This window comes from Amycolatopsis sp. NPDC054798, from assembly GCF_053611505.1.
Window position 1 is genome coordinate 1 of record NZ_JBSHAM010000018.1, and the last position, 19,888, is coordinate 19,888.

Sequence of the window (19,888 nt, forward strand, 5' to 3'; positions counted from 1 at the left end):
ACGGTGGGTGTGGGCCCCCCACTTATTCTCTCAACCCCCCACACCCCTGCTGACCGCGGGCTGTCTCAGTAAGGTGTCTAGGGCGACACGGCGGCAAACAGATGGTCAGCCACGCCCAGAGGTCGGCCAACCCCGGCCACACGAGAGAGGGCCGCAGATGGACAAGGACGAGCACATCGCGCAGCTGCGCGCCCGCCGACAGCGCATCGAAGCGATCGAAACCGCCTTGGAGAGCATCCGAGACGTGGAAAGCTCCCTGCAGGAGATGCGGGAAATCCTGCTCCAGCAGCGGAAGGTCGAACGAACGGAGCGGCTCACCGATATCCGTGAAGCGGACAAGGCCGGTGTGCCGAAGACCAAAATCTCCAAGGAGGTCGGCCTCAGCCGCGCGAACCTCTACAACCACCTCAAAGGCACCCCGGCAGACGAGTAGCCGGACTCACGGATCTGGACGATTATCGGAGAATCAGGGCCATGCGCCGGAACGCTCCGGGAACGTCACGCATGCTCTTCCCGGTGCTGTGCGCGTCTATCGGCAGAGCTGGCCTCCTCGCTGCCGGTAGAACTCCACGGGATCGACGGCCTGCCCGTTGGCCTCGATCTGCAGGTGCAGGTGCGCTCCGGTGGAAGCTCCCCGGTTTCCGACCGCGGCGATGGGCTGGCCGGCCTGAACGGATTGTCCTTCGCGGACCAGATTGTGGTCGTTGTGACCGTAGACCGTCACGGTCCCGTCCCCGTGCTGGATGCGTACCCACAGCCCGTAGCCGGACGCCGGGCCTGAGCTGATCACCGTGCCGGAGTTGGCGGCCAGGATCGGCGTACCGATGGGCGCACCGATGTCGAGTCCTTTGTGGAATTCGCTGCCGCGGTACCCGAATCCGGAGGTGCAGGTGCCGCTCGTGGGGGTCGTCCAGCCGCCGGTCGTCGCACCGGTCGTGCAGGTGGCACCTTGGACGGCCCCGACAATCTGGCGCGCTGCTGGCTCGAATTTCGCGTAGCGGTCGGGAAAGCCCGATCGCTGCACGGTTTGGGCGGCCACGGTGACCGGCATGTTCTGCCAGTTCGGCAGCGCCAGCAGATGCCGGTAGAACTGCTCGCTGCTGTAGGTGGGGTCCATGATCTGCGCGACGGTTCCCCATCCTTGTGAGGGCCGCTGCTGGAACAGACCGATGCTGTCGCGATCGCCGTAGTTCAGGTTCTTCAGTTGCGACTCGGTGAGCGCCGTGGCGACCGCGACGACCCAGCCCTGCTCGGGCACGTTCATCCGTTTGCCGACAGCGACGATCGTCGCCGCGTTGCCCATCTCCTGCGGTCCGTACCCCGCTGCCGAGGTCGCGCTCGCCCCAGCGGGGGCACAGTTCAGGCCACCGGCGGAACTGCTGGAACTGCCGAACACGGCTTGAACCACAGCGATGGCGCCGCCGCCAATGAAGAGCATGATCACGACGACGAACCCAGCACCGGCGGCGGCCACCTTGCCCACGACGCATCACCTCCACGGACGCGCGGGGTCGGGCGGGGGCATCGGGGAAGGCGGGGCCACCTCCGGACGTGCGGTCGCAGGCGTCGCGGCCGCCGGACGCTGCCCACCGCCGGGAGCGGCGGCACGCAGGTCCGGCCAGAGGGCGGGCAGGTCAGCCAGCGCCACCCGACCGGCGGTGCCGGACTCGTCGAGCCGTCGCCAGCGCGGCGCGGCCATATCGAGCGGATCCGCCGCGGCCTCGCCGCTGCTAGTCGCCACGGGCACACGTGCAGGCCGGTCGAGACCGCGCAGCGCCTCGGCCATGGCCCTGCGCGCGTTGACCTCGCGCCTGGCACTGGGCACCCACACCAGCACTGGTGTGGTGATGCCCGTGACCTCGGCCAGCCGCTCGTAGCGGGCGAGCTTGCCCGCCAGGCGGGACAGTTGCTCGGTGCCGAAGTCGAACTCGATGAACCACTCGACCTCCCGGCCAGCCTCCCGCCAGCGGCCGTAGCCGTCCGGGGTGACGATGTCGCCCCAGTGCCGGCCGCACCGGGCGGCCGACCACCACGCCGCGAGCACACCAGCGGCACCGGGCTGACGCGCTCGGCGGATCAGGGTGGTGAACAGTCCGTTGCAGCCCACGGTGTGCGCCAGTTGTAGCGAGAACGCGCGTCCGATCTCGCGCTCACGGCTGTAGCCCAGTTCCTTGGGATCGATGCCGTCCTCGCGGGCCAGCGCGACCGCCCCGGCGGTGTCGAGGACGTAGTACATCGGGTGCGAGCCGCGGTCGCGGTGCGGCTGGAACCGGTGCACCACGCCCCACTGGTAGAGGCTGCGCAGGCGCAGGTTCGCCCCACGGCGCCCGGCGAAGGCGATATCGATGATCTGGGTGCTGGTGAGCACGTGGTGCTCGAACAGCATCCGGCACAGCCACCGGTCGCGGTCGGTGAGATGCCGAGCCAGCCACGCGTGATGCTCGGCCGAGTTGAGCACCCGCGCAACAGGTCGTTCCGGCCGATGCGCGCGTAATTGTCGCTGCGCGGTGGGATTGCTAACCATCGTGATGTGCACCTCCAAACCCGCAGGACGCCAGAACGCCCTGCGGGCAAACGGAAAAGCTGAGCGGGTCAGGCCGCCCGGCGCGGATCGAACGCCACCGGCTGGACGTTCTCGGTCGGCTCAGGCGTGTTTCGAGGCTCGGTGTTCACGAGCGCGAGCCGACGGATCTCCTTGGCACGCCCCGGAATCGCGGGCGGAAGCTTCTCGGTGACCGCAGTGAACGGGGGAGCTTCCTCGCTGTCGAGCACCAGCCGCGCGGCGATGTGGAACCGACCGAGATTGGCGAGATCGTGCTCGGAGAGCCGGGGCGCGGTATGCCGGGCCAAGTCCCGGGCGTCTTCGGGCGACGCTGAGAAAATGATCTTCGAGCGGGCGTTGGTGCTGATGCCTTCTTCCAGTTCGCGCGGCAGTTGCCGCAGGTACTGGTGCGCGAGCGTCATCGACATCCGGTAGCCACGGGCTTCAGCGAGCATGTCCTCCATCGGGTACGCCAGATTGAGGAAGTTGTGGCACTCGTCGATGTAGAGCGAGGCATCGTGGCGGTCGCGTTGCGGTATCCGGGCGCGCCGGGTGGCTGCCTGCCAGGTGCGGGCCACGACGATCGAGCCGATCAGCCGTGCGGTGTCCATCCCGAGCGCGTCCTTGCCCAGGCGCACCAGGCAGATCCCGCCGTCGAGTACCGCGTCCATGTCCACTGTGGATTTGCCACCGGCGAGGGATGCCCGCACGAACGGGCGCAGCAGCAGGCCGCGGAGTTTGTTCATCAGCGGTGCGACGACCTGTGCCCGGCTGGCGTCGGACAGATCGTCGTACCAGTGCCAGAAGCCGGTCAGGACATCGTCGGAGATCTGTTCGAGTGCACGCTGCCGGAAGGCGGGCACCGTCAACAGTTTCGGCAGATCGGTCAGCGTTGGTGTGCCGGGCAGCTCGCGCAGGGTCAGCAGCCCTGAGCGCAGGATGTCCTCGGTGCGCGGTCCCCAGCTGGAGGCGTAGACGTGGGAGAAGATTGAGACCAGGTTGTCCACGGTGCGGGCGGTGTCGTCGCCTTCGAGCGGGTTGAGCACCGGTGGGCGGGAGCGGCTGTCAGCGTCGAAGAGCACCACCTTCTCCCCGAGCCGCGAGGGCAGCCGCATCAGGGTGTCCGCGACCAGGTCTCCCTTGGGATCGATCACGACCAGGCCGCGGCCGGCGTCGGCGTCGTCGAGGATCATCCGCGCCATCAGCTCGGACTTGCCTGAACCGGTCGCACCGAGGATGTGCAGATGATGGCGCGCGTCGGCGACGCGCAGCCCCACCGGCCGGGAGTGGCCGGAGTCGGTGATCCCGATCGGTTTCACTCCGGCGCCCTCGGTGGCGATCCCCGGTGGCGGCGGCACCGCCTTTGCTCCGGCGCGCTGTAAACCGGGCACGGCCTCGTCGGTCGGGACGTGCGCGAGCGCGGCCAGCTCGGCGATCGAGAGCAGATCACCGGAGGTGAGGCGTCGTTCGGCCACAGCCCGGATGGAGTTGGTGAGCCGGACGCGACGGTAGTAATTGTGCTCGCTGTAAGCCGCGAACGCGCTGGCGATGGCATGCCCGCGTCCGCGCAAGTGTTCACGCACCGGAACCCGCTCCGTGCTGGTCGCATGCTCGTCGACCAAGGTGGCCACGGCATACCGGATGCGGGTCTCGTACTGGGAACTGCGCTGCTTGGCCACGATCACCCGGTCCTGCGCGGAGTTCTCCAGCGAGGTCTGGTGATCGGTGACCGGCTTTTTGGCCGTGGCGCTGGGTTTGCGCGATCCGGTGTGCGGGGTGATCAGGTCCAGCAGGCGTCCGGCCAGCCGGACCGAGCTGCCCGTGCGGACCCGGCGGGCGGCGCGGCGGGCTTTGCGGACACGGGCGCCGGTAACCGGGCGCGCGAGAATCTGCACCACGGCACGCTCGTGGGTGGCCATGCCGACCGGGGCGCCCAGCAAGGCTCGAACGGGATCGGTGGGGAAGTCCGACCGGATGGGCAGTGCCTCGCTGCGGGCCAGGCGCAGTTCGCCGCCCACGGCCTCGACCGCTTTGCCCGGCGGATTGGACAAGGGGATCGGCGGCTTGGCGGGGGCAGTGCGGGTGTGCGCGCCGGGCCAGGCAGCCTCGATGGCGCGCTCGGCCATGCCGGGCGGCACGACGCCTGGCAGCCACAGTCGCAAGGCGACCCCGGCATGGGAAAACACGTACTCCCACACAATGTGCGGCTGGCCGTGCATCCGCCGTTTCCAGCCGGACCGCAACAGCCCGACCAGGTTGGAGTACAAGGCCGCCGCGCCGTCCGGATCGACCGTGGGCGGAGCCAGCACGGTGACCACCCGGGCGTCGGCGGCCATCCGGTCATGGCACCGGCGCGCCCACCACCGGCGCCCGACCACGACGCCAGCCACCGCCAGGGCAACGGCCGGCCCGACGAGTGGCCCCCAGGTCAGCGCGAATTCCCGCAGTGTCGCGACGACAGCGCGCACTGCGGCACCGGGATCGCGCAGGTAGTCCTGCAACGGTGACGCAAGCGTCCTCGCCGAAGCGACAACAGATTGAGTGGATGACATCAGAAATCTCCTCTCGCAAGGAAAAGTCGAAAGGACGCGGATTCAGGCCGCGTATCGCTCGGCGTCGTCCGCGCTCGGTTGGCCTTCCGGCATCGAGGTAGGCGCTGACGGGTCGTTGGGCACGAGTCGCAGATGACGGCGCCGCTTGTGTGCCCGTTCGGCGTCGATCTCGGCCTGCCACTGCGACAGGCGCCGCCCGCCCATGCGCTTGAGGAACTGCGGGATGCGGTTCGCGGGCACCCCGACCAATCGCGGACCGAGCACGGCGAGCAGATCCGAGGCTTCCTGCGACGACCACCCGGCCTCAGTGATGGCGTCCTCATCGGGAAACACATCGGCGACCCGGTCACGGTCGGGGTCAATCAACGAATCCTCGCGACCGCCGTAGCTGTACACCCACAGGAAATTCTCGGGCGGGTCCGGTTCGATCAGCCGCTTGAACCGCCGAACTTCCTTGGTATAGGCGTAAAACGTCACCTGCGGGCAGGCGCGCATCACCCGACACCACGCCAAAGTGTAGGCATCGCTGAAAAAATCCCCTGCGTCATGCACCCTGACAAATTTCCCGACCAGGCGCGGCGCCGACAGTTCGCGGATCATGGCGGCTTCCCAGCCAGGCAAGTCGTCCAGGACGTAAGCGAGATTGGCGGTATGCTTGGCTTTTACCGCAGGGAAGAGATAAGTTCCGTTGCGCGCGTAGCAGATGCGAGTGCACGCGCTCGCCGCCGGGCAGGTCACGTGCGTCCGTCCGTCAGGCAAACGGGCGGCCAGCGCGGGCAGGGTCCAGTTCCAGACGCCAATTGCGCGCATCTCCCGGTTCTGCGTCAGCAACCGGGACGGCCGCGCCGGAACCGTGGTCATGCTGGCGGAAGAAGACATACGACACCTCGCAAAGGAAAGTCAGGCGAGTACAAGAAACGAGCAGAAACGGTTGTGGTCGAAGAGATCCGCAGCGACGGGGCGGGCTATGCGGCGCTGCCGAGGTCGACGTGACCGTCGATGTCTGCGTCGAGAGCCAGCTCAGTGTCGTGAACGCCGAGGTCCACAAACGCGCCGTCGTCCGTGCTAGATTCGTGGTCTGCGTACTGGGCCAACTCGGCCGGATCTGTTGTGATGAGCGCGTTTTCCTGTGGAGACGCCAGCGACTGGAACGCGACTCTCTGTGTCCCGGTCGAGAGCAGACCTTGTCCCTTGTCCGCGGAAATCAGGAACTGTTTCTCGCCTTCGGACAGGTTGAAGGTCGCCACGATCTCATCGATCGCTTGTGGTGCTTGGCGTAGGAGAATTTGCGTAGCCGCGTTCGCGATGATCGCCTTGCCCAGCTCGGTGCCGAGGACGTCGCCGACATCTTGGGTCGCGATCGTCAAGCCCGCCCAGTGTTTCCGGGCTGCTTTGGCCATCCGGTGCAGAAAACGCGCCCCGGCAGGATCCTGCATGAGCAGCCATGCCTCGTCGACCGTGATCAGCCTCGGACGCCGGATGGCCGGGTTGGACACCCGCCGCCACACCGTGTCCAGCGTGAGCAGCGTGCCGATCGGCCGGAGTTCGTCGGGCAGGTCACGCAGGCTGAACACGGTCAGGTGCCCTTCGGCCCTGGTCGTGGTCGGCCCGGAGAACATCGTGGAGAACGCGCCCTCGACGAACGGGTGCAACCGGGCCCCCAGGTCCGCCGCGACCGGGTCCGCGGTGCCGGTGAGGATCGCGGCGAGATCGGCCAGCAGTGGCGCCTGCCGGCCCCAGGTCCGCGGGTCGCTGGTGATCCCGGCCTGCTGATAGGTGGCCATGATCGCCCGGTCGAGCACGGCTCGTTGCTGTGCGGACAGCTCGGTGCCGAGCAGCACTCCGATGACGGTGTGCAGGAACAGCGCCCGGCGGGTTAGTGCGTCCTTGGGGGCGGTGCGACGCCCGTCCGGCCTGATGGCGATCGGCAGGTCGAACGGGTTGATGCGGACATCGGCGTCGCCGAGGTGGATGTATGTGCCGCCGATGGCCTCGCACAGCCGCCGGTACTCGTCCTCCGGATCGATGATCGCGACCTCGATCCCGCGGTAGAGGCTGCGCAGGGTTTCCAGCTTCACCAGGTACGACTTGCCCGCGCCGGACCGCCCGAGCACCACCGCGTTGTAGTTGTCGGCGGAAAAGCGGTCCCAATGCACCAAACCCTGGCTACCGACGTTGAACCCGTACAGCACCCCGGCCGGTGCGGCGACACTGGTCGGGTCAGCGGGCGGCAGATCGGGGCTGGTGAAGGGAAACGCGGCGGCCAGCGCACTGGTGTCGAAGGTGCGGCGCATGCCGATCAGATCCAGCGCCAGCGGCAAGGTCGCCACCCAGCCCTGCAACGACCGGTACGTGGTCGGCTGAGCGTTCATCAGCAACGACGCGGCGAGCGCCCGCACCGCGGCCACCTGCTCGGTGAGATCGGCTTCGCTGGTGGCGTGCACGGTCAGATATAGCCCGAGGCGGTAGAGCTTGCCTTCGCCGCGGGCGACGCGGGCCGAGAGGTCGTAGGCGTCCTCGGTGGCGGCCTCGACCATCGGGTCCAGCAACCGCCCCTTCTCGCTGGTGTGCCGTCGCCCGGACTCCAACTTGGACAGTTGGCGCTTGAGCCGGTGGGCGGCGGTGACCGGGTCGATCGGTTCGATGTGCAGCGACACGTCCACGCGGCCGGGGTAGGACAGCAGCGGCTGCAGCCATCCCGCGTGCACCTCGCGCGGATAGCCGGTGATCGCGAAGGAGGAGACCCATTCGCCGCCGATCTCCAGATGCCGGGGCGCGACCGACAGCGAGTCCGGCGTGAACGCACTGGCCCTTCCCAACGGTGCGTTCGTGTGCGGTGCCCCGCGGCCTCGAGTACGGCCGAACTTCCTGCTCATAGGTCCCCGCCCTCCCATTCATCCAGGGCCGTCGGCTCCGGCGGCGCGCTGTCGCGCCCGCCCCGGCTGGCCGTGCTTCGGTGATGGACTGGTGGCTCGTCGTCGGGGTCTGCCGCGGTGGTGGTGATCACCTCGTCCGCGCCGGCCAGACCCGCCGAGGGCGGGATCAGGCTGTCCGGGTTGCACGCGGTGGCCAGCACGGCAGTGGCCTGCCCGGCGTCCAAGGGCGTGATCGTGATCCCGGCCGGGGAGAGCAGTTCGGTGGCTTCGCCCAGACGCCGCACGAGCCGGGTTTCCGCCGAGCGCCGCGCAGTCTCGGTGACCTCGCCCTCCCGACTGCGGTCCCGCCGCGCCCGCAGCGCGGCGAGCGGGGACGCGCCGCCGAGCCCGTCGGTCGGCCCCGTTGCGCGGACCGGCTCGCGCAGCACCAGCAGCACCTGGCGGCGCAGCAGATCAGTGGAGCGGCGCAACTGGTCGAGGTAGATCGCGTGCTCCCGCGCGGCGGCTTCGAGCATCGGATGCGGCAACCCGGGGGCCGCCTCGCGCAAGTCGCTGATCTGGCGGCTCAGGTCCAGCCGTTCGGCCCGGATGAGCACCTGCACCGGCGCGGAGATCGAATGCAGATACCGGCCGAAGGACGCGACCAACGCCTCCTGCTCACCGGGCGTCCTGAGCGCGAAGTTCACGGTGCTGGCCACCGCGACCATCGCGACTCCGTCGGGGCCGAGGTCGACGACACCGGCCTCGGTGACCCCTTCCGCGGGCAGCCGCAGCGCCGCCGGAGATACCTCCGACTTGCCCGCAGCACCGGTGGCGTCCGTGGTGGTGATACTGCTGGTCAGCCACTCCGGCGCGGGCTGCACCCCTTCGGGAGCGGCGACTCGGCGGCGGGGTTGCAGCCGCTGGCGAAGCGCCGCGAGCACGAGCCGGTCCAGGCTCATGCCGTCGCGCTGACCCAGCGCCAGGACCGCGGCACTGACCCCGATGGGAATAGCGACGATCAGGAAGACCGGCAGCGGCATCACACCGCGGGCCAGCGTCCAGGCGCCGTAGAGCACGATCCCGGTCACGGTGAGGATCGCCAGCTGGCGAGCGGTGAGATTGGCCAGGACGCGATCCTCGCGATCGACATCTGACGGTATGCGCACGGGCTGGGTCATGACTTCTCACCTCCACGGGGCGGGGTTTCTGGAACGGATTTCGGCGGCGTCGGTGGCGTGGTCGGCGCCCGGAACGTCACCGGCGGCACGGACGGCGTGCGCGGGCGGGCGTCTCCGATGCGAGGCTCCGGGTGCGCGGTCCGGAACACCGGTGCGGCGGGTGGCGCAGTCGCGGGCGTGACCGGCTGGGACACGTGGGGCGGTTCCGGCGTCGGCGGCTGGAACCGCAAGTGCGGCGGAACCGCGGCCACCGCGACCGGTCGAGCCGGGGGCGCGGCAGCACCGGCCCGGCGCGGCGCACCGGGAGCTTGGAACCGGGGCGCCGTCGCGGCCTGCCTGCGGTGCCGCCCGGCAGGCGGCGGGACCGCAGTAGCGGGCTTGGATGCGGAACTGAATTCGGGCATGACGGGTCCTTGGGTGGCCGGGGTGACGGCCGGGTCGTGGGTGGTCTCCTGCGGACCGGGCTGCAGAAACTCCGGTCGCTGCGAGGGCGGGCGCGGCTGCTGGGCAGCACGGGCGCGGTCGGCGTCGTAGGCCGCCTGCAACCGCTTGTTGACCGCCTCCGGTGTCGGCGCGATCCGCGGCTGAGCGGGCCACGGTGGATCGGCAGCAGCACCGCCGCGGCCCCCGCCGCCCTTACCGCCTTTTCCGCCACCGGCGACCGCTCCGGCCTTGCCCAGCCCGCCAGACTTCCCGGCGACCATCCCGAACGTCTTCGCCGCGATGTACGCCTTCGCGAGCCCGCCGAGGAAGGAACGGCCGTGGCCGATCTTGGTGGCCGAGAGGAACCAGAACGGAATCTTGAACAAGATGTAGAACAGCGCGATCGCGGCGATGAGCATGCCGAGCGCGGACAACGTCGAGCCGAACAGATGCACCCCGCCGGCCAGGAAAGTCCGCACGGCGGTGATCAGCACCAGTGACTGGGCAACCTGGATCGCCAACGTCGCCCCGAGCGCCTTCCACCACCACCGGGCGATGCCATCGGTGTGGGGCAGGCAATGACACATCAGAAACAGCGGCCCGGTGACGATCAAGATCAACGTGATGACCACGCGGACGACGTAGACGATCAGCAGCGCGATCCCGACGACCACGAGCACCAACGCCAGCAGGATCATGAAGAACCCGCCGGAGACCGCGCCCTCGACCGCGTCCTTGAGCGTCGACCCGAGCGACGGCGGATTCACCCCGTCGCCGAGCACTGCGGCGGACAGCGCGTTGGCCAGCCGGATGAACTTCTCGGCGAAGAACAACGACAGCGCGGAGGCGAGGAATCCGATCGGAATCCGCGGGCCGATCTCCTTGATCGAGTACCGGGCCTGCACCGTCTCGTGGGACATCACCACGATCCCGGCGACGAGGATCAGCATCCCGTAGCACGCCAGCACGATCTGCCACGAGTTGTCCCACAGCTCACCGATGCCGGGAAGCTGATCCAGCGTCGGCGTGGTCAGCGCGGTGTGGCCGAGCAGCTCCAGGATCGGCGACAGCGCGGCATTGACCAGATCCTTGAACACACCGTTGATCGCCTTGGCGATGCAGCCGGTGATGTTGGTCAGGCCGCAGTCCGGATCACCGTTTCCCGTGCTGGGGCCACCCGGCTGCGGACTCGTGCTCGGTGTCGGGGTGGGCTGCGGGATGCAGTCCTCACCCGTGCACGGCGGGTTCGCAGTCGTGCTCGGCGCGGTGGTCGGGCCACCGGGTGTGCACCCGATCTGGCCGGGGAAGCAACTCGTCGGCGGCGGCAGCTCGGTGATCGGCGGCAGCGGCGTCGCCGGTGCCGACGGGCGCGGCGAGCCGGTCGGAAAGTGACACGTGGGGTCCGGCGAGTTCGGGGCACACGTGTCGCTGGGGTTGGGCGGCAGCGGCAGCGGCGGCGGCTGCTGCGCCGCGGGCTGCGCCAGCGCCGCCTGCTGCGTACCGGGTGCCTGGGGCGCGCCGGGCGAGGCCCACGCACCGACAGCCAGCACCCCGCCGAGCACCACGGTCAGACCCAGCGCCAGCAGCCACACCAGCCGCCGCCGGGAGCTACGGCCAGTGCGCTGCGAGGTGGGCGGGGCGAGCAGGACCCGCTCCCGGCGAGCCGGGTCCGCCGGGCGTGCGCCGGTGCCGGGCTCGCCGCGATCGGGCTCGGGCACGCGGGAGTGTCGGGTCGCGGTCATGGCCTCAGGCCCCGACAATCCCGCGCAGGATTTCCACCACGAGCGGCGCCAGCGCCGCCAGCCCGTAGCCCCACCCGGCGCTCTTGAACGACTGCTTGGCCTTCTCCACTTCCCCGGGGTCACCCCCGGCCATCAGGTACCGGACGCCGCCGACGGTGAGGAACACCGTCGCCAGCCCGGCGAGGATGCCGACCAGCCAATTGCGGATGTTGTCGAAGACCTGGCCGACGCTGCTCGCGATCGCGAGCACCTGTGTCGAGGCCTGCGCCGCATCCGCGGTGAGCGAGCTGAGCAGGACCGCGCCGAGTACCGCGAAGGCCACCGAGCGCGTCACCGCGCGGCGCGCCGGTCGCGCCGCAGAGGTCCGATGACGTGGACCTGAGGCGTTCGTGTGTGCCGTCGGCCGCGAGTGGCTGACGACGCCCGCGTGGGGCCGGTTCTGATCGGATGCGCTCGACGCGGGCGAGCGCGGCGGCGCGGTGGTGTGCTGGGTCTGGGGATGGGGTGTCACGCGCATCGGCGCACCTCCGAAGTCGGCTCGTGCTCGGCGGTACGCGGAGAGCCGGGTGGGGTCTCCCCGCACCCCAAGAAGCCGGATTTCGGGTCGTTTTTCGACACCGCCCGTGACGATTTTTTGGAAGTGGTCGGCCAGCCGTTGCGCAGACGACCGCTTACAGCACGTGATACAGGTGGGTCTTCCTCGGCGGGAGCGTCCGGCGAGTCGGAGACCAGAGCGGCGACCGCTGCGTCGGCGACGGGGTCTTCGGAGTCGGTGTCGGCGAGCTGATCGCGCAGCCAGGTGACGAGTCGGTCTTCGGCTCGATCACGGGCCTTGAACGCGGTCTTGAGCGCGGTGCCGTGGGCTTGCGCCCAGTCGGTCACCGACGTTTCGCCGAGCCGGGTCGCCGAGATCAGGTCCGCTTCGGCGGGGGTGAGAATCTGCTCACCGACCGCCCGCGCCAGCACCAAGTCGGGGTGCCCGTACGGCGGGCGCGGCGCCGCGGAGTGATATCCCGAGCCTGCCGGCAGCGGAGCGTCCAGAGACGCTTCCAGCGCCGCTTGCCCGGCACGGCGAGCGGCGAAGTGCAGCCTGGCGATAATGCCCGGATCGGTCAGATCCACCGTCGCCAACGCTTGGACGAATCCGGCGAGTACGGCCGCGTGGACATCTGCGCGATCGAGCGGATACCGCGCCGCCAGCCACCGGGAACTCGAGGCCAGCGACGGCAGTGCCATCCCGACGCACGCGACTGTCCACGCGCCCCCGTGAGCGCGGGACCGCAGCACCAAATGCGCCCACACGTCGTCTTGGGTGCGATGCGGGCACTGCTTGCTCATCACTCGGTCCCGCAGCTCGTCCAGCGGCACCGCGCGCCGCGGCAAACCGGCGAACCGGGCCCCGTCCACGGCCATCGGCTTCGGCCCGGTGACCAGCCACCCGAAGGCGTCGCGCGCGGTGTCCAGCGGCAACCATTCGTGCCCCTCGTGATCGGGCCGGATAGGTGCGGACACAATCTCGTCGTTCGTCATTGATGTGCTCCTGACTGGAGTTGGTGAATCAGCTCCGTCAGGACGCCAGGGCGGCGACAAGAAAAGAACAAGAAAAGAACAAGGATGATCTTCTTAGTAGGTGGACTTGGCTACTAAAACCGAAGTCTTGAAGGATTCAGAAACCCCGCTCGGGACAGTCTGCCCCGGCGGCGTCCAGGATCGCCTTAGTAGCGCGTGAACTGGTCTTTTAAGCGATCCTTAGTAGGCAGTCGGCGGTCCGTCGTGGTGGCCCACGGCGACTCCGGCCGAGCGTCTTTTGATTCGGGCCAGAAATTCTTCTTGACCCGAGCCCGGGTGACTCGACAGCAGGCCAATCCGCGCCGTGTCGCACTCGAATTCCTCCGCATTCTGGGAAAGTGTCGATGTATTCGGACTAGCGCCTGACTGCGTGGGGCGCTGGGCTTCGGGAGTTCGCAAAAAACTTGGGCGAGCGGTGTCGAAAAACGGCCTCAAAACCGGCTTCTTGGGGTGACTTGGCAGACCACGCCGACCACACCGCGAGGAAGGCCACCGATGACTTCAACACCGCATCCCGAGCCCGGACGCCGTCACCGCCGCTTGCCACATCGCGACACGGCGAGCCTCCGCCGTGGCCGGCACCGCGCGCCACGGACCACACCTGCTGCCGCAGCGGCCCGGCGTCCGCGTCCGGCGACGTTCTGGTCGTTCGCCGACGCGGAGATGCTGCCCGGTACCGCACTGCTTCCCGGCTGGCTCGGACGCACGATCGTCACCCTCGTGACGACCTACACCCGCCCCGGCGACCGCGTCCTTCTGCTCACCCCGCCGCCCTCCCCGCGCGCTCTTCAGCACGCGGTCGGCAACGCCCGCAGCGCCGAGGGGTACGCCGGTCTCGCCGAGGCGGTCTGGACCGTCGCTCGGCTCGGTCGTGGCGCCGACACCGCGACCGCAGCACCCGCCCCCGACTACCCGGCCGAGCACACCGACTCACCCCGTCGCTGCGGAGCCGAGTGGGGGTCGCGACCCCCACTCGGTCGGCTCGGGCTGCACCCGGTGCCCGGACCGCACCCCGACTCCGCGCGCCCTCGGTATCGCGACGGAGACGGACCGCGCGGTGGCTTCGACCTGATCATCACCGCGCTCGATCCGCACGCGACCGACTGGCTCGCACGCACCGACTGGGACGCCCTGCTCACCCCGCGCGGCCTCCTCGCGACAGTCACACACAGTGATAACCGCGATGGTTGGCTGCGCGATCCGCACGCGACTTTGCTGAACACACTGGGTAGTCAGGGGTTGCGGTGTCTCGATCACATCGCCGTGCTCACCGCGCCCGTACCGGACACGCCGGACTGCCTCACAACCGCCGACCGGATGGGCACCGCGGTTCCTGCGCCGGACGTCTCGCCGCGCGCGGTCGACGCTGCGGCGCCGCCGCTGCGCGCGGTGCACCACGACCTCGTTCTGCTCGGGAGGATGGCGCCGGACGCGACGGACGACGGTGCCCTCGACGAGAAGGAGACCTCGGATGTCTAAGCGCACCGGCACGCGGCTCCCCCACCCGGCGGGGGAGCGGTCGGAAGGCCCGGTTGTGGCGTCGGTTTGGCCCACCGGGACCGACAGTCTGACCGACCAGCTGAACGAGGGCGGCTACCACGACGCCACCGGCGCCGACCCCGCCCTGATGGCCCCGGCGATCGCCCGCTACGCCATCGCGGCGCTGACCCGGCCCGGTGATGTCGTGCTCGATCCCGACTGCGGAGCGGGCACCACGATCGTCGAAGCGCTCCGGGCCGGGCGGCACGCGATCGGGTTGACCGGGCAGCGCCGGTGGTGGCGCCTGGCGCGCACCAACGTGACCGCCACGAAGGCGCGCGGGGTGTTCGTCGACGGCATGGTCCTCATCCTCGACCGACGCCCCGGAACGGCCGTCGCCGCAGCCACGGCCGGGCTGACCGGGCGGATCGATCTCCTCCTGACGACCCTGCGACCCGGTCCGGTCGGCGACCTCGATGGTGCGCTGGAGCGGTTGCACGGGCTGCTGGCGCAGTACCGGCCGCTGCTGCGTCCGGGCGGGCACGTGGTCATCACCAGCGCCCCACAGCGCCACCCCGTGCGGCACGACCTGATCGACGTCCCCAGCCGGATCGCGGCGCTCGCCACCGCGGCCGGGCTGGCACCGGTCGCTCGGTGTGCGGCGCTGACCGCCACGGTGCGACGAGGCCGCACGTACACCCGCGCGTCGCTGGCCCAGCGCCGCGCCGCCGCCCGATCCGAACGCGCGCTCGGGCATCCGGTCGCGCTGCCCGCACACCACACCGCGCTCGTGCTCCGGGCCGATCCCGACGCCGCCGATCCGGCCCTGAACCAGTCCCTCCCGGCGCTGCCTGCAGCGCCGCGACCACACCGCCCCGGGCGCGGAACACGGCCCGATTCGACCGCCGCCTGAGTGCGCGCCGCTGCACCGAGCACCCGTCGGTGCCCCGCTCGTGAGTGAGCCGACGTGCCGCGGCTCGCGACCTCAACTCATCTTGCCGAAGGAGCGAATCTCATGGACATCACCCCGCAACCGGGTCGCCGCCCGCGCCGGGTCTCGCCCCGGATCAATCCTCTGTTCTACCCGTTCGTCAGCTATCGCACGCGCAGGCCTGAGTCACCCACCGGTTGGCGCAGGCTGCGCGAAGCCCTCACGGGATACCCACTGGCTCGGTATGAGGACGATGACCGGCGCGAGTCGGCCGATCTGGGCGTCTACCTGTATCAGGTGGAGCTGACCAGGCGGTCGCAGCTGGCGCTGTGGCAGCGCACCCGCGATGGCTGGTGGCTGGGCCCCGCGCCGTACGGCTACGCCCTGGAACATCACTGGGTGGAGCCGGAGTCCGCTCGTGCGGGGTGGCGGCACCGGCTGGTCGTTGACGCGCTGCGTGCGCCGGTCGTGTCGCTGATCTTCGCCTGGTCGGTGCACGAGAACCTCAGCGACCGCGCCATCGCCCGGCGCCTGACCGAACAGCGGCATCCCCGCCCGGTCGATCCCGTGTCCGGCCGAGCGCGCGCGTGGAGCCGCGCGGTGGTGCGCACCATCCTGGCCAACCCCGTCTACCTCGGCTACGTCGTGCGTGATCGCACGCTGCGCGGAGTCGACCAGCCGCCGGAAAACTGGACGTGGTCACGTCAGCGCAGCCACCGGGCGCTGATCGAACCCGCCCTGTTCTGGACGGTCCACAACCGCCGAGCCCGCTGGGTCTCACCGACCCCGGACACCGACACCACCGGACTCACCGACCAGAGCCGGGAGGCGGCATGACCCAGCATCCGACGAGCACCGTCCACTACCGCGACGAGACGGTCACGCTCTACACCGGCGACGCCACCGCCACCCTCGCCGGCCTGCCGGAGAAGTCCGTGGACTGCGTGGTCACCAGCCCGCCGTACTGGGGACTGCGCGACTACGGGACCGGAACCTGGGTCGGCGGCGATCCCGACTGCGCCCACCTGGCCGCGACCGGACGCGGCGGCAACATTCCCCAGTCCAAACACCCCGGTCTTGCCTATCCCGCGTCCGCGGCGCATCGCGGTGGCGTGCCGCAGCGCTGCCGCCGGTGCGGCGCCCGCCGCGAGGACGACCAGCACGGCCTAGAGGCGACCCCGCAGGACTACGTCGACCGGCTCCGGGAGGTCTTCGCCCAGCTGCACCGTGTCCTGGCAGACACCGGCACGGTGTGGCTGAACCTGGGCGACTCCTACTCCGCCGAACCGCCGGGCCGCGCCGGGGACGCGATGCGGACAAGCACCCTGTCCGGACGTAGCGCGGCAGCGCCGCTGCGGGAATCAGTGCGCCAGGCCGGGGTGGCACGTACACGGAGCCTGCCGCGGAAGAACTTAGTTGGGATGCCGTGGCGGGTCGCGTTCGCGCTGCAGGCCGATGGCTGGATTCTGCGCAACGCGATCGTGTGGCACAAACCCAACGCCATGCCCGAGTCCGTGCGCGACCGGGTCTCGAACCGGTACGAGATGCTGTTCCTCCTGACCAAACAGCAGAAGTACTTCTTCGACCTCGACCCGATCCGCGAACCACTCACCCGTCCCGAGGCGGTCGGGGAGGGCATCGTGATCGGCGGCGCGAACAAGGGCCACCACGGCGGGATCGACGCGACCGCGCGCCGCCGCGGACACAGCGTGTACGGCAAATACCGGGACACAGATCCGTTCGCCGGGAAAGCCCACGGCGATGCGATGCGCCCGACCGGAGCGCGGCACGCCGCCGCGCATGCTCGGGGCAAGAATCCCGGTGACGTCTGGTCGATCACCACCCGCCCGTTGCGGGAGGCGCACTTCGCCGCGTTCCCGGTCGACATCCCGCTGCGCTGTATCGCCGCCGGATGCCCCGACGGCGGTGTGGTGCTCGACCCGTTCAGCGGCGCCGCCACCACCGGCCTGGCCGCGCGCCAGCTCGGCCGCTCTTATGTCGGCATCGACCTCAATCGCGAGTTTCACGACATCGGCCTGCGCCGTCTCGGCTTGTCCGCCCAGGACACCGGGAGGGCCGCGTGACCGCCTTCGCTGCACACTCCCGTGAGGACGACGCTGTCACGCTGGTGACCGCCGACGCGGAAGCCGGAATCCAGAACCTGCCCGAGGACTCGGTGGACTGTCTGGTCACCAGCCCGCCCTACTGGCGGCTGCGCGACTACGCCCCCGACCGCTGGACCGGCGGCCGGCCCGGCTGCCGCCACCGCCCGGCCAGCCTCCGCGACGCGGGTGCCGGGCGGTGGCGGTGCCGAGACTGCGGGGCACGGCGCGAGCACCCGCAGATCGGGCTGGAACCGACCGCGGACGACTACATCGAGACCCTGCGCGCGATGTTCGCCGCGGCCCGGCGGGTGCTCACCCCGCGGGCCACGGTGTGGCTCAACCTCGGTGACAGCTACTCCACCAACTCCGACGGCTACTGGTGCACGACCCCAGGGCAAGCTCGGCAACCGCGCTACCGGCCACGAGCGGACATGCCGCACAAGAACCTGCTCGGCATGCCGTGGCGGCTTGCCTTCGCGCTGCAGGACGACGGGTGGATCTTGCGGTCGGCGATCGTCTGGCACAAGCCCCACGCCACCCCCACCCCGATCTCCGATCGGCTCGCGACCCGCCACGAGATGCTCTTCCTGTTCGTCACACAGCCGGACTACTACTTCGACCTCGATGCGATCCGGCAGCCCTACACCGGCGACCGTGCCCTGTCCCGCCGCGCCCACTACGGCGGCACGAAGCCGAATACCGCCCGCGGCACCTGGCCCCGCACACCCGCCGACGGACAGCGGGGTCGCAATCCCGGCAACGTGTGGACCATCCCGCCCGACCGCACCCGTTCCGGGCATCCGGCGCCGTCGCCGGTGGAGATCCCGCGGCGCTGCATCGCGGCCGGATGCCCGCCCGGCGGTCACGTCCTCGACCCGTTCAGCGGCGGCGGAACCACCGGCGTCGCCGCTCGCGCGCTCGGCCGGCGTTTCACCGGCATCGACACCAACGCCGCCTACCACGACCTCGCACGCCGGCGCATCATCGCTGCCGGCCCGGACGTAGGAGGGCCGCAATGACCGACGACACCACCTTCGTCGAACCGGAGATCATCCACGGCGACGCCCGTGACCTTCCGGTCCCGGACGCCAGTGTCGATCTGGTGGTCACCAGCCCTCCCTACTTCGGGCTGCGGACCTACCGCGATAGCAACACCGCCTACCGGGGCCAGCTCGGCGCCGAAGACACCCCGGGCGCCTATCTCGAGAACCTGATCACCTGCACCCGCGAGATGATCCGCGTCCTCAAACCGTCCGGGTCGATCTTCATCAACCTCGGCGACAAATACTCCGGCCACACCAACGGCAGCGGCACAGGCCGCGCGTTGAGCGGAACCCCGGCGAAGTCGCTGATCGGCCTGCCCTGGCGCTACGCCCTGCGCTGCATCGACGAACTCGGACTGATCCTGCGCGCCGAGATCATCTGGTCCAAACCCCACGGACTGCCCGAGTCCGTGCGCGACCGGGTCCGCCGCAGCCACGAAACCTGGTTCCACTTCACGCTCAATCCGCGCTACTACAGCGCCCTCGACACCATCAGGCTCCCGCACTCCGCGGCGAGTCTCGCTCGTGTAGCACCGCACCGATCCGATCCTGGCCGCGCGGCACGCGACGGCCGGTACTACCCAGGCGCAGAACAGCAGACCCTGAAACGACGGCAGATGTTGCACCCGCACGGCCGCCTGCCCGGATCCGTATGGGAGATCGCACCCCAGCCACTGCGGGTGCCCCCGCACTTGGACGTCGCGCACTATGCGTCGTTTCCTGTGGAATGGCCTCGGCGACTCGTCCTCGGGTGGTCGCCACGACGCGTCTGTACAGCGTGCGGGCATGGCCGCCGCCGAGTTCCGGTCGCCTTCGGCCTCGACACCTCCCGGCCGCAGACGAGGCGTGCGCTGGAACTGGTGCGCGAGCACGGCCTGACCGAGGCTCACCTGTCCGCGCTGCGAGCCGCGGGACTGAACGACACGCCCCGTGCCATCGACACCCAGGGCCGTCCGGGCGGGCATGAGCATCCCGATGAACAGCTCGTCGCCGAGGCGCGCGCGGCGCTGGGCGGCTACGCCCGCGAGTTCCTGCTGTCGCGGGCCACCGAGTTCGCCGACGCCTGCGACTGCGCCGACACGAGCGCGCCCAGCGTTCCCGGTGTAGTGCTCGATCCCTTTGGCGGCACCGGAACCACCGCGCTGGCCGCCGCCGTACACGGCCGACGAGCCATCTCGCTGGATGCCAGCCGCGACTACTGCCGCCTCGCCACCTGGCGCGTTCGCAACCCCCGCCAGCAAGCACGAGCCCGCGACACCCACCAGGCCCCGGAACCGGTTCCGCGCGCCGCGTGACACCCGTGCCGATGTGACGTGGACGACAGGAGGGGCCCACTCGTTCGGGGCCTCCGTTTTTCACCGATCGACGCTACGATCCCAGGCCCGCACCACCCAGCAGGACGCTCTGACCAGCTGGTTTGCGCTGAACGACAGGTGCTTGCGCGTGGCGCGGGACGAGGAGACCAG

At 69.9% G+C, this 19,888-nt stretch carries 16 protein-coding genes; 7 read left to right on the forward strand and 9 right to left on the reverse strand.

The genetic code is table 11. The features are described 5' to 3' along the window. Positions 1–157 precede the first annotated feature (157 nt). Complete coding sequence (locus tag ACWGIC_RS13805; RefSeq protein ID WP_043837078.1) at positions 158–433, forward strand: hypothetical protein; 276 nt, start codon at positions 158–160, stop codon at positions 431–433. A gap of 96 nt (positions 434–529) precedes the next feature. Here ACWGIC_RS13805 and ACWGIC_RS13810 read toward each other — a convergent pair whose 3' ends face one another. The 9 genes from ACWGIC_RS13810 to ACWGIC_RS13850 all read right to left on the reverse strand — a co-directional run bounded on the left by ACWGIC_RS13810 (position 530) and on the right by ACWGIC_RS13850 (position 12,825). Then, positions 530–1,483: a M23 family metallopeptidase gene (locus ACWGIC_RS13810; protein WP_452076258.1), complete on the reverse strand. Its 954-nt coding sequence runs from the start codon at positions 1,481–1,483 to the stop codon at positions 530–532. A gap of 6 nt (positions 1,484–1,489) precedes the next feature. Continuing rightward, positions 1,490–2,524, reverse strand: a complete 1,035-nt coding sequence (locus ACWGIC_RS13815) for a replication-relaxation family protein (RefSeq protein ID WP_452076259.1) — start codon at positions 2,522–2,524, stop codon at positions 1,490–1,492. A 68-nt stretch (positions 2,525–2,592) separates the two neighbouring features. Next, the gene (locus ACWGIC_RS13820) at positions 2,593–5,094 is read right to left on the reverse strand and encodes a type IV secretory system conjugative DNA transfer family protein (protein WP_452076260.1); all 2,502 of its coding nucleotides are present in this window, start codon (positions 5,092–5,094) and stop codon (positions 2,593–2,595) included. A 42-nt stretch (positions 5,095–5,136) separates the two neighbouring features. Then, entirely contained in the window at positions 5,137–5,973 is an 837-nt protein-coding gene (locus ACWGIC_RS13825; protein ID WP_452076261.1) for a GP88 family protein, read from the reverse strand. A gap of 86 nt (positions 5,974–6,059) precedes the next feature. Continuing rightward, entirely contained in the window at positions 6,060–7,970 is a 1,911-nt protein-coding gene (locus ACWGIC_RS13830) for a VirB4 family type IV secretion system protein (RefSeq protein ID WP_452076262.1), read from the reverse strand. Next, entirely contained in the window at positions 7,967–9,130 is a 1,164-nt protein-coding gene (locus tag ACWGIC_RS13835) for a PrgI family protein (protein ID WP_452076263.1), read from the reverse strand. Before ACWGIC_RS13835 ends, ACWGIC_RS13830 begins: the two co-directional genes overlap by 4 nt. Then, positions 9,127–11,295, reverse strand: coding sequence for a hypothetical protein (locus ACWGIC_RS13840; protein ID WP_452076264.1), 2,169 nt, complete (start codon positions 11,293–11,295; stop codon positions 9,127–9,129). Before ACWGIC_RS13840 ends, ACWGIC_RS13835 begins: the two co-directional genes overlap by 4 nt. Before the next feature lie 4 nt (positions 11,296–11,299). Next, the gene (locus ACWGIC_RS13845; protein ID WP_452076265.1) at positions 11,300–11,617 is read right to left on the reverse strand and encodes a pilin; all 318 of its coding nucleotides are present in this window, start codon (positions 11,615–11,617) and stop codon (positions 11,300–11,302) included. A 185-nt stretch (positions 11,618–11,802) separates the two neighbouring features. Beyond that, positions 11,803–12,825 (reverse strand): hypothetical protein, encoded by a 1,023-nt coding sequence (locus ACWGIC_RS13850; protein WP_452076266.1) that lies wholly within the window; start codon positions 12,823–12,825, stop codon positions 11,803–11,805. A gap of 534 nt (positions 12,826–13,359) precedes the next feature. Here ACWGIC_RS13850 and ACWGIC_RS13855 point away from each other — a divergent pair. The 6 genes from ACWGIC_RS13855 to ACWGIC_RS13880 all read left to right on the forward strand — a co-directional run bounded on the left by ACWGIC_RS13855 (position 13,360) and on the right by ACWGIC_RS13880 (position 19,717). Next, on the forward strand, positions 13,360–14,343 hold the full coding sequence (locus ACWGIC_RS13855) for a hypothetical protein (protein WP_452076267.1): 984 nt from the start codon (positions 13,360–13,362) through the stop codon (positions 14,341–14,343). After that, positions 14,336–15,256: a DNA methyltransferase gene (locus tag ACWGIC_RS13860; RefSeq protein WP_452076268.1), complete on the forward strand. Its 921-nt coding sequence runs from the start codon at positions 14,336–14,338 to the stop codon at positions 15,254–15,256. The genes ACWGIC_RS13855 and ACWGIC_RS13860 overlap by 8 nt, the downstream gene beginning before the upstream one ends. Before the next feature lie 102 nt (positions 15,257–15,358). Further along, positions 15,359–16,111, forward strand: a complete 753-nt coding sequence (locus ACWGIC_RS13865; protein ID WP_452076269.1) for a recombinase family protein — start codon at positions 15,359–15,361, stop codon at positions 16,109–16,111. After that, positions 16,108–17,358, forward strand: coding sequence for a DNA-methyltransferase (locus ACWGIC_RS13870; RefSeq protein WP_452076270.1), 1,251 nt, complete (start codon positions 16,108–16,110; stop codon positions 17,356–17,358). Before ACWGIC_RS13865 ends, ACWGIC_RS13870 begins: the two co-directional genes overlap by 4 nt. Further along, the gene (locus ACWGIC_RS13875) at positions 17,355–18,398 is read left to right on the forward strand and encodes a DNA-methyltransferase (RefSeq protein WP_452076271.1); all 1,044 of its coding nucleotides are present in this window, start codon (positions 17,355–17,357) and stop codon (positions 18,396–18,398) included. Before ACWGIC_RS13870 ends, ACWGIC_RS13875 begins: the two co-directional genes overlap by 4 nt. After that, positions 18,395–19,717 carry a DNA-methyltransferase gene (locus ACWGIC_RS13880; protein WP_452076272.1) on the forward strand — a complete coding sequence of 441 codons (1,323 nt, stop codon included), beginning with the start codon at positions 18,395–18,397 and terminating at the stop codon, positions 19,715–19,717. The genes ACWGIC_RS13875 and ACWGIC_RS13880 overlap by 4 nt, the downstream gene beginning before the upstream one ends. Positions 19,718–19,888: the final 171 nt, after the last annotated feature.